Origin of the sequence: Dialister sp. (genome assembly GCF_036343215.1) — a bacterium.
In the GTDB taxonomy this organism is placed as follows: domain Bacteria; phylum Bacillota; class Negativicutes; order Veillonellales; family Dialisteraceae; genus Dialister.
Genome location: NZ_JAZASU010000014.1, coordinates 17,658 through 29,019 on the forward strand (window position 1 = coordinate 17,658; position 11,362 = coordinate 29,019).

Here is an 11,362-nt window from a genome sequence, read left to right on the forward strand (position 1 = left end):
TTTCTTTACGTGAAAGGTATTTTATGGAAAAAGGAATTGTTATACAGGGGGCCAGACAGAATAACCTGAAAAATATCAATCTGAGCCTGCCAAGAAATAAACTGATTGTTTTTACCGGGCTTTCGGGTTCCGGGAAATCTTCACTTGCCTTTGATACGATTTATGCGGAAGGACAGAGAAAGTATGTGGAGTCCTTATCTGCTTATGCCCGCCAGTTTTTAGGACAGATGAACAAGCCGGATATAGATAAGATTTCCGGTCTGTCCCCGGCTATTTCCATCGATCAGAAGTCTACCAGCCATAATCCCCGTTCCACGGTAGGGACGGTGACAGAAATTCATGATTACCTGCGTATGCTCTATGCCCATGCCAGCCGTGCTTTCTGCCCGAACTGCGGAAAGCCTATTGAAAGGCAGACCGTAGATCAGATTGTGGACTCCCTCATATCTTTGGGAAATCGGACGAAGTTGATGATTCTGGGACCAGTTGCGGTCCAGAAAAAGGGGACTCATAAGAAACTGCTTGAAGAACTCCGCAAAGAGGGATATGTCCGGGTCCGTGTAGATAGTCACGTATATCCTCTAGCTGAGGATATCGAGCTGGAAAAAAACAAAAAACATACGGTAGAAGTGGTAGTTGACAGAGTCATTATTAAAGAGGGCATCGTTCGCCGTTTGACAGATTCCGTGGAGGCAGCCCTTAAGCTCGGCGATGGCCTTATGGTTGCAGCCATGATTGACGGGCCGGATCATCTTTTCAGTACTCATTTTGCCTGCCCTGATTGCGGTATTTCCCTTCCAAAACCGGAACCCCGTATTTTTTCTTTCAACAATCCTTTTGGCGCCTGCCCGGCATGCATGGGACTGGGGTCTTCTCTGGAAGCGGATTTCCATAGGATTCTCCCTGATCATCATATTTCTTTCCGCCTCGGCGCCATTAAGCCTTTTCCTTATAATAAGGAAAGCTGGCTTTACAAGCAGCTGGATGCTTTTCTGAAGTCATATGATCTGACCATGGATGCCTGCTATGACGATCTGCCGGACGCAGCCAGAGAGGAATTTGAGCATGGCGGCCATGAACTGCTGTCCTTCCGCTATACAAACCAGGATGGAGAGACCAAGACCTATCAGAGAACCTTTGAAGGCATCGTTCCCATGACGAAACGCCGCTACGAAGAGGCCTGGACGGATAAGATGAAAGAAACTCTTGCGAATTACCTGATAGAAAAACCCTGTCCTGTCTGCCATGGCGCAAGACTTCGTCCGGAAAGCCTGGCATTCCGCGTGGGAAACAAAAACCTTGCGGAACTGTCAGACATGCCTGTTTCCGAGCTTCTTCCATTTCTTGACCGGCTGAACCTGACAGAAAAAGAAAAAGTGATAGCAGACCAGATACTTCGGGAAGTGAAAAACAGGCTGACTTTTCTTTCAAACGTAGGCCTGGAGTATCTGACTCTTTCCCGGGGCGCTTCTACTCTTTCCGGTGGCGAAGCCCAGCGGATCCGGCTGGCTACGCAGATTGGTTCCGGACTTGTAGGGGTATTATATATACTGGATGAACCATCCATCGGCCTTCACCAGCGGGATAATGATAAACTGCTGGCTACGCTGAAAGGCATGCGGGATTTAGGAAATACCCTTATAGTGGTAGAACATGATGAGGATACCATCCGTACGGCGGACTGGGTGGTGGACATAGGCCCCGGGGCTGGAGAAAAAGGGGGATATGTGGTAGCTGAGGGTACACCGGAGGATATAAAGAAATCTGAAAATTCCATTACCGGTGCTTATCTCAGAGGCGATAAATACATTCCCCTTCCGAAAGAAAGACGGAAAGGGAATGGCCTTTCCCTGACGATTCATGGCGCTTCCGAACACAATCTGAAACACATAGATGTTAAATTTCCATTAGGAGCTTTTACTGTAGTTACCGGTGAATCCGGTTCAGGAAAGAGTACCCTTGTCAACGAAATCCTGTATCAGGGCCTTTCCAATATAAAAAATCATACTTCTTATGCTACAGGGAAATTTGATTCCATGGAGGGTGCGGAATATGTAGATAAAATTATCGATATTGACCAGCAGCCCATCGGAAGGACACCGCGATCCAACCCGGCTACCTATACCGGCGTTTTTAACGATATCCGAGAGCTTTTCAGCCAGACTTCAGAAGCCAAAATGAGGGGATACAAACCGGGACGTTTCAGTTTCAATATCAAAGGCGGACGCTGTGAGGCCTGCCACGGGGACGGAATTATTAAAATCGAAATGCAGTTCCTGTCGGATGTTTATGTACCGTGCGAAGTATGCCACGGAGTCCGATATAATAGAGAAACTCTGGAGGTTCGTTATAAAGGGAAAAATATTTCTGATGTCCTCAATATGACGGTGGATGAAGCGGTCCCATTCTTTGAAAATCATCCCAAAATCCTCCGAAAACTGGAAACACTGGAGGAAGTGGGCCTGGGTTATATTCATCTCGGACAACCGGCGACAACCATGTCCGGCGGGGAGGCCCAGCGTGTAAAACTGGCAACTGAGCTCATGCGGCGGGGAACGGGAGACACTCTTTATATTCTGGATGAACCTACCACCGGCCTTCATAGTGAAGATATAAGGAAACTTCTCATTGTTCTGCAGAAACTGGTGGACCAGGGAAATACGGTCGTTGTAATTGAGCATAACCTGGACGTAGTCAAAGTGGCAGATTACATTATCGATCTGGGACCCGAAGGTGGAGATAAAGGCGGTGAAATCGTGGCAGTCGGAACGCCGGAGGAAATCTGCAAAGTCAAACGTTCCTATACAGGGCAATACCTGCTGCCGGTTATTGAGCGGACGAAAGAAATTATGAGGAATCATAACGATGATTGATGTGAATGATAAGATCAGGGCCAAGGTAGAGGCTCTTCCTGATTCACCGGGAGTTTACAGATGGAAGGACAAGGACGGCCGCATCATTTATGTGGGGAAAGCTAAAAACCTGAAAAACCGCGTTCGTTCCTATGTTCGCGAAGATAAAAACCGCTCTCCCAAAGTGGCTGCCATGATCCGGCATGCGGAAGATCTTGATATTACCATGACTGCCACAGAAATGGAGGCACTGATTCTGGAATGTAACCTGATCAAGGAAATACACCCGAAGTACAATATTTCCCTTAGGGATGACAAGTCTTATCCCTATGTCAAAGTTACGACCTATGACGAATGGCCCCGGATTTTTGTAACCAGAAATATACGCCATGATGATGGCGGTAAATATTTTGGACCTTTTACTGATGTAGGGAGCCTGCGGGCAACCCTCAGCCTCCTCAGAAAGTATTATCCCATCCGCAATTGCCGTTCAATGAAAGTATCGCGTCCATGCCTGCAGTACCATCTTCATTTATGCTGCGGCCCCTGCTTTGAGCTTTGTTCGAAAGAAGATTATAAAAAATATGTGAATACAATCTGCGATCTTTTTGAAGGGAAAAGTACGGGACTTGTACAGGCACTGAAACAGAAAATGGCCAAAGCCTCCGAAGAGATGGCTTATGAAGAGGCTGCAAAATACCGGGACCAGATTCGAGCGATTGAATCAGTGCAGCAGAGACAGAACATTGTGGCCAATGATGGCGATTTTGACGTGGTTGGACTGGCCAGGGATGGCAGCCACGCAGGACTGGAAGTTTTTTATATCCGTTATGGACGTATGGTGGGAAAAGAAAATTTCAGTATACCGGAAAGCGCGGATGAAACAGATGATGAAATCATAACAGCTTTTGCTCGTGACTTTTATGGCGGAAATCCGAATTCCATTCCCCGGGAAATTATTCTGCCTCTGAAGGTTACAGATCAGGAACTGATTTCTTCATGGCTTACTCACCTGAAAGGCACAGAAGTAGAAATCCTGGTACCCCAAAGGGGATTCAAACGGCGGTTGAAAGACATGGCCATGGCCAATGCGGGGAAATATTTATCTGATAAGAAACTTCAATGGGAATACCAGGATGCCCGCGAGCAGGGAGCGGTGAAGAAGCTGAAGGAACTTCTGGGACTGCCAAGGCTTCCTGAAAGAATGGAATGCTTTGATATTTCCCACAATCAGGGGGCTGAAACTACCGGATCCATGGTAGTTTTTGAGCACGGCCGTCCGGCAAAAAAGGAATACAGGAAATTCAAGCTCCAGACTACACAGGGGCATGCAGATGATTTCAAGTCTATGGCTGAAGTCATGAGCCGTCGCTATGGGAAAGAAAAAGACTGGCCCGCACCTGATCTTATTGTTCTCGATGGAGGTCTCGGCCAGCTTCATGCAGCCCTTCCGGTCATCAGGAAATCAGGATGTGATGCGCCGGTCATTGGCCTTGCAAAGCGGATTGAAGAAATCTATATAGAAGGGGCAGAAGAACCCATTATTCTGGATCATCATGAACCGGCTTTGCAGCTTCTTCAGTTTATCCGGGATGAGGCGCACAGGTTCGTTATTTCCTATCACCGGAAATGGACGAACAAAAGAAATACCGAATCCATCCTTGATCATGTGGATGGGATTGGTCCCACAAGAAGGAATGCGCTCTGGCATGCTTTTCGCTCTATGGATGAAATGCGCAAGGCTTCCGTGGAAGAATTGGCGCAGGTCCCGGGGATGAACAGGATGACTGCTGAAAACCTGTATCGGTTTCTTCATATGCGCAAAGATGAAAAACAGATGGTTATTAATGGACTGGAATCCGCTGCACCCCATGGAATGGAAGCGGAATCCTGACTGTGTTCTCCGAATCAAAGGCAAAATCAGGAAAGAAAGTATATTTTTCTTGACAAATGGTCATTATGCACGTATAATAATGAAGTTGATAATTCTAGTTCCGGCTAAGAGCACTGTGTATGTACAGTGATGCCATCACGGCATTAAGGCCGATAGGTAAGGAGGTGCTAAATATGCCGGTTCCGAGGACAAAAAGCTCTAGATCTCGTCGTGACAAGAGACGTGCAAATTGGAAGTTGACCGTTCCGGGTCTTGTTGAATGCCCGCAGTGCCATGCACTGAAAAAACCACATCATGTGTGCCCAGTATGCGGTTACTATAAAGGTAAGCAGCTCGTCAGCAAGACTGTTGAAGGTTAATCGAAGAAACGTTTCCCTCAGGGAGACGTTTTTTTATTTCAAAATTAAAGATACAGGCAATTGATTTAAAAAAGTGCTTTGGTAGAAATAATACCTGCAAATCATAAATTTATGGCTTACAATCATAAAAAATGCATATACCCGTCTATCCCTGTGGTACAAATGATTTGGATATGCTATAATTATCGCAAGTTCACAGTACAAAAAAGTCAATGACGATATCCGTAGAGCATTCCGTAGGTTGGATATCGGGGCTCTTTTGTTCTTTTTAAAAGGAGGAACAGTAGAATGGTAGGAAGTAAATGGAAAAAAGTCATGGCCGCTGGTTTATGCGGCCTTTTAGCTGCAGGTATTTTTGCAGGCTGCGGTGGTTCGAAAGCGTCCGCGGGCGGAAACAAATTAAAGATCGGCATTGTGCAGATTGTTCAGCATCCGGCATTGGATGACGCCAACAAAGGTTTTGTTGATGCTGTAAATAAGTCGGATATGAAGGATAAAGTAGATTTCGATCAGCAAAATGCCCAGGGGGATCAGTCCAATCTCCAGTCTATTGCGAACCGTTTCGTTTCCGGCAATTATAATCTCATTTGCGCTATTTCCACGCCGGCTGCACAGTCCATGGCTAATGCGACGGATAAAATTCCGATCATCTGCACGGCCATTGCGGATTTCGAGACTGCAAAGCTTATGAAGTCTGAAAAAGCGCCAGATGGTAATGTAACAGGTACCCAGGATCGAGGCCCGCTTGATAAGCAGGTGGCACTGATTAAGGAAATCCAGCCAAATGCGAAAAAAATCGGTATCATTTATAATTCAAGCGAAATCAATTCCGTTATCCAGGCAAAGCGGCTGAGGGCTCAATGTGAACCTCTTGGTATGGAAGTAATCGAGCTGACCGTTAATTCTGTGAATGACGTACAGCAGGTTGCCGAAGGTTTCCTGGGCGGGAAAGTTGATGCGATTTTTGTCCCGACCGATAATATTATTGCTTCTTCCATCCCGACACTCATGTCCGTGGCCAATAAAGAAAAAATTCCTGTTTATGGTGCGGAAGCAGGCCATGTAAAGAATGGTGTCCTGGCATCTGAATCCATCAGCTTCTATGATATCGGTTACAGAGCCGGTGAAATGGCTGTTGAAGTTCTGAAGGGAAATAAAACGATTAAAGATTTCCCTGTAGAAGGAGCAGGTAAATCGAAGCTCTATATCAATAAAGGTGAAGTGGAAACTTTGGGGATCAAGATTCCGCAGTCCGTCCTTGACAGGGCTGAAATGATTTGAATATATTTGAAGTTATGGTTTAAGAGAAGAGTAACTTCCTTTCCATCCGGAAGTTACTCTTTCTATATCAGTTGATCTTGCTTTGCAATGAAGGAAGGAATCCCGTCGTGGTCTCTAAACTGAAACAGCTGTGGTGTTTAATGCTCGTTTTTGCGGTTTGTAATATTGCCATTGCTGTACTTGTATATCAGTCTGAAAATGCGGAACCGGCTTTCGAAGAAGTACTTCCGATAGCAGCGAAAGATGTTTACTCTATCGGTATTCTCCAGTCTGCCGATTTGGCTGAGCAGGACAAGATGACTGATGGGGTTCTTGCGGCCCTTTCTGTAGAAGGGTATCGAAAAGGCGAACATGCCAGAATCGATATCGTGAGAGCCGGAGGCAACGAAAAGAAGCTGGAAGCAGGCGTAAAGAAATTTGTCCGTGATAAAAAGGATCTCATCATCGCTATCGGTACCGATTCTGCCAAAGCTGCTGCCAAAGTAACCAGATCCATTCCGGTAGTGGGTGTAGGCGTCATGAATTTCAAAAAGGATGAAGCCTTTGAAAATGCAGGAAATATGACAGGCATTACCGATAATCCGCCTGTTTTGACACAGATCAGGACGGCAGCCAGATGTTTCCCGATTAAGAATCTTGGCATTCTGTACAATCCGTCTGATGATGTTGTGGTGCTCCAGCTCAATATTCTTCGCGCTGTAGCGGAACGGAAGGGAATTCATCTGTATGAAATTTCCTATGATCCATCAAAGCTGGCATCCCCACAGATTCATAAACTGGTAGGCCATGTAGATGCCGTGTATGTTCCGGAAGATCCGGACCTGCTTACCCACTTTGATGAAATCGTGAAAATGATGACAGAAGCTTATATCCCAATTATTGGTGAACAGTCTGAAATGGTGCGCCGCGGCGCTGTTCTTTCCGTATCTCCCGGTTATTACCGTATGGGTTTCAGCGGCGGGAAAATAGCAGCCCGTCTGCTTAAAGGAAACATCATTCCTGAAGAGATTCCTATCGTAAAACAAATAGATCCGGATATAGTGATCAATATGAAACAGGCAAATAAACTGAATATCGGGCTCCCCGGAGATTTATGGCAGAGGGCAAGAAAGCTCTATCTTTATGACGGACAGCCCGCAAGACCCTGATGATTTCAGTATTATTTTTGAAGAGAGGAATTTAAATGGTAGACTTGGCAATTTCTACGGTTGCGCAGGGGATTATGTGGTCCATACTGGCAATCGGTGTATTTCTTTCTTTCCGCGTACTTGATGTACCGGACATGACCTGTGAAGGTAGTTTCCCATTGGGCGGTGCTATTGCGGCAACTCTGATTGCCGGTGGTTATTCCCCCTGGATTGGTATCATTGCCGGTGCGGCAGGTGGTCTTATTGCAGGAGCGGTAACCGGTGTACTTTATACCAAGCTGAAGATACCGGCAATCCTGGCAGGGATTCTTTCCATGATCGCCCTGTATTCCATTAACCTTCATGTGATGGGAAAAGCCAATATTTCCCTGCTTCGAATCGATACGATTTTTACCGTGACGGCGCAGGCACTTCATGTAAGCCAGTCAATAGCGGCATTTATTGTTCCGACCGTTATTATGGCTGTCATTATCGCTTTTATTTACTGGTTTTTTGGTACGGAACTTGGCATGTGCGTTCGTGCTACCGGTTTTAATCCACAAATGGTTCGTGCCCAGGGTGTAAATACGGATACCATGATTATCATGGGACTTTTTATTTCCAATGCATTGATTGGTCTCTGCGGCGCGGTAGTAGCTCAGAATAACGGGTTTGCTGATGTAGGCATGGGGATCGGTACTATCGTAATCGGCCTTGCCTCCGTTATTATTGGCGAAGTAGTTCTTGGGGCCGACAGCTTTTCTGCATCCCTGGCTGCTGTTGTCGTTGGTTCTATTATTTACCGCCTTGTCATTGCTGTTGTTCTCTATCTCGGTATGCCGCCAAACGATCTGAAGTTATTTACCGCAATTCTTGTCATGCTCTGCCTGGCAGCACCAATGATCAAGGGGAAAGTCAATCTGGGGAAGGAAGGCTAAGGCTATGCTTAAAATCAATAACATCAGTAAAACCTTCTTCAAAGGCACGACGAATGAGAAAAAGGCTCTCAGCAATGTATCTCTTAATTTGGAAGAAGGCGATTTCTGTACGGTCATCGGAAGTAATGGCGCAGGTAAAAGTACACTTCTGAATTCCGTAGCCGGTGTATTTCCTTTGGATTCCGGAACTATTGAAATCAATGGCCATGATGTAACAAAGGTAAAAGAATTCCAGCGGGCCAAATATATTGGACGCGTTTTTCAGGATCCCCTGAAAGGGACAGCTGCCGGTATGCAGGTGGAAGAAAATTTGATTATAGCTTCCCGCAGAGGTCAGAGCCGCCGACTTCGCTGGGCTTTTTCTGCCGGAGACCATGAACGTTTCCATGATATGGTAGCAAGACTTGGACTCGGTCTGGAAGACCGTCTTGGGACAAGAATTGGACTTCTTTCCGGCGGCCAGAGACAGGCACTTACTCTTCTTATGGCAACCCTCAAAAAGCCCGATATCCTCCTTCTGGATGAACCGACTGCGGCACTGGATCCGAAAACTGCATCTAAAGTGCTTGAAATTACGGATACTATTGTTCATGAACAGCATCTGACCACCCTCATGATTACCCATAATATGAAGGATGCCCTGAAATATGGCAATCGTCTGATTATGATGAACAGTGGTACCATCATTGCTGATTATACTCCGGAAGAAAAGAAGCAGCTCACCATTGATGACCTGCTTAGAAAATTCGAAGAAAATTCCGGAGCCATGAGTGACCGGGTACTCCTTGGATGATAAAAATCCTGTCTCTGCTATTACAGAGGCGGGATTTTTTTATGAATGACATAAATTTTTTATTTTACCCTTGCCAAATGGTGTAGAGACCTGTATAATAACACTCGTGTGAACTGTATCTCAGTCCATCGCATCTCCGGCGAAGACCCTGATACAGCAATTTAATCTTTTACAGGAGGCTTATTATGTTAACACCGGAAGTAAAAAAAGAAGTTATTGATCAGTTTGCTGTTCATGAAGGCGACACCGGATCTCCGGAAGTTCAGATTGCAATCCTTTCCAAGAGAATTGCTCTCCTCACTGAACATCTGAAATCCCACAAGAAAGACCATCATTCCCGCCGCGGACTGCTGAAGATGGTTGGCCAGCGTAGAAACATGCTCGACTATCTCCGTCGCAAGGACATTGAACGCTACAGAGCTCTCGGTGCAAAACTGGGCCTGCGTCTGAAATAAGATTTCCCAAAAGAGACTACCGCAAGGTAGTCTTTTTTAGTGGAAAGAAGGCTCGAAAGATATTCACAGAAAGTGGCTGTATGGCAACAGACAGGCTGCCAGAAGAGGGAAGGGGGATGAAGTATACAGCTTTCTTCCTATGGAAGACGACTATCCTGCAGCACTGTGGAGTCAGGCTGTTATTCGAGTATAGACTGCACACCATGCGTGCACCTTAATGCCCGACGGTGGTGCCTCAGGCAGTGGATAACAGCAGACTTTTTGCAGGAAAGATAAACCCCCATGAAGTCTGGGATAGCTCATTTTTCAGAGTAAATTTGTCAACTCATGAATTCAATAAAAAGATCCCCACCCTTTGTAAAAAAAGGCAGGGATTTTTTTATTGAGCCTGATTTCATCACGACCGGCAACACGAAAAGCCTGAAAGAGCTAGGTCCGACGGATAGAAGACAAGTGCGCCAATCTTCCACCGCTCCATCATGATGATGGCCTCTTTCAGGCATTTCGCTTGTAGAACCTCAGAATGAACCGAGGCGTTTAATCAGGTAATGCAGGTCTCACTCATAACGCATCGAACGGACCGAAGCCCGGAGCTCTTATGGTTTCATCCATGCGAGATGGCTTGCAGCCGGACCAGGAACCGGGTATTTTTTCGTGGCCACTCCCCGGACCTTGTCCAAGCTCTCATCTATGCTTATTATACTATATAAAATTCAATAATGGAATAGTATGATAAACAAATATGCTTGCCTGTTTCGCAATTAAATATGAATAGATGTAATGAAATAGAAGATACAGGCTTTCTGCAGGAAGAATACCATAGGCGAAAGATAAAATTTCTGGACATGTAACTTTCTGAAAAATCTCCTTGACTGCCGGTGAAGATATCTCTATGATGGATGAAAAGGAACATCACGAAACCATCCACGAATACCACTCCCACGTATCCGGACTTCTCTCTTCCAAGACCAAAGACCTCTATGAAGCAGGGACGACGGACACCGTGAGAGGAAGCCTTATCTCCGGGAATGAAACCCGTATGGAAAGCGGAAGAGATATGACCATCACAGGAAGCGCTGTCGTCAGCGATAAAGATACCACCCTTCTGGCCGGGAGAAACTTCAAGGCCGACAGCGCTGAAGAAAGAAGCGGCAGCACCTACCGGGAATCCGTCAAAAAGAGGGGTCTCCTCTCCGAAGGCGGCCTGGGCTTTACTATGGGCAGCGAAAAGAGAAAAGACCGCTCTGACAGTGAAGCTGTAGAACAGGTAGGAAGCACCATAGGCAGCGTGGAAGGAAGCGTTCGTATCGGCGCAGGGAAAGATGCTGCCATTTTAGGCAGTGAAGTGACTGCGGGAAAAGATATTTCCATCAGCGGAGAAAACATAAATCTCCAGCATACAGAAAATACATACAGCTCCCTGGAAAAGCATGAAATGGCAAGAAGCGGGCTCAGCGTATCCCTGGGAGGCAGAACCGTAGAGACGGTTCATTCCATTGCAGCACCGCTGATGCGGGCAGGAGAAGTAGAAGATGCCCGCCTTAAAGGACTTTATGCTCTTCAGGCAGGTCAGACTGCAGGACAGTTAATCCGAGAGGAGAAGGATGCTGGATATGTAGTAGAAAGCCTTCGACATAATGCATCAGAAAGTGCAAATATGTGG

At 46.2% G+C, this 11,362-nt stretch carries 9 protein-coding genes; all 9 read left to right on the plus strand.

The window, feature by feature from the left end; genetic code table 11:
- The first annotated feature begins 23 nt into the window (after nucleotides 1–23).
- Nucleotides 24–2,873, plus strand: coding sequence for an excinuclease ABC subunit UvrA (uvrA, locus tag VZT47_RS04620; RefSeq protein ID WP_330223803.1), 2,850 nt, complete (start codon nucleotides 24–26; stop codon nucleotides 2,871–2,873).
- Entirely contained in the window at nucleotides 2,866–4,746 is a 1,881-nt protein-coding gene (uvrC, locus tag VZT47_RS04625; protein WP_330223804.1) for an excinuclease ABC subunit UvrC, read from the plus strand. Before uvrA ends, uvrC begins: the two co-directional genes overlap by 8 nt.
- A gap of 173 nt (nucleotides 4,747–4,919) precedes the next feature.
- On the plus strand, nucleotides 4,920–5,105 hold the full coding sequence (rpmF, locus tag VZT47_RS04630; protein ID WP_330223808.1) for a 50S ribosomal protein L32: 186 nt from the start codon (nucleotides 4,920–4,922) through the stop codon (nucleotides 5,103–5,105).
- A 288-nt stretch (nucleotides 5,106–5,393) separates the two neighbouring features.
- Nucleotides 5,394–6,386, plus strand: coding sequence for an ABC transporter substrate-binding protein (locus tag VZT47_RS04635; protein ID WP_330223805.1), 993 nt, complete (start codon nucleotides 5,394–5,396; stop codon nucleotides 6,384–6,386).
- A 140-nt stretch (nucleotides 6,387–6,526) separates the two neighbouring features.
- Nucleotides 6,527–7,534, plus strand: a complete 1,008-nt coding sequence (locus VZT47_RS04640) for an ABC transporter substrate-binding protein (RefSeq protein WP_330223806.1) — start codon at nucleotides 6,527–6,529, stop codon at nucleotides 7,532–7,534.
- Nucleotides 7,535–7,569: 35 nt separating this feature from the next.
- Complete coding sequence (locus VZT47_RS04645; protein ID WP_296953573.1) at nucleotides 7,570–8,451, plus strand: ABC transporter permease; 882 nt, start codon at nucleotides 7,570–7,572, stop codon at nucleotides 8,449–8,451.
- A 4-nt stretch (nucleotides 8,452–8,455) separates the two neighbouring features.
- Nucleotides 8,456–9,244 carry an ABC transporter ATP-binding protein gene (locus VZT47_RS04650; protein ID WP_296953575.1) on the plus strand — a complete coding sequence of 263 codons (789 nt, stop codon included), beginning with the start codon at nucleotides 8,456–8,458 and terminating at the stop codon, nucleotides 9,242–9,244.
- 185 nt (nucleotides 9,245–9,429) lie between these two features.
- The gene (gene rpsO, locus VZT47_RS04655) at nucleotides 9,430–9,699 is read left to right on the plus strand and encodes a 30S ribosomal protein S15 (RefSeq protein ID WP_442877418.1); all 270 of its coding nucleotides are present in this window, start codon (nucleotides 9,430–9,432) and stop codon (nucleotides 9,697–9,699) included.
- Nucleotides 9,700–10,591: 892 nt separating this feature from the next.
- Nucleotides 10,592–11,362 (plus strand): hemagglutinin repeat-containing protein (locus VZT47_RS04660; protein WP_330223807.1); only part of this gene is annotated, 771 nt, incomplete at its 3' end.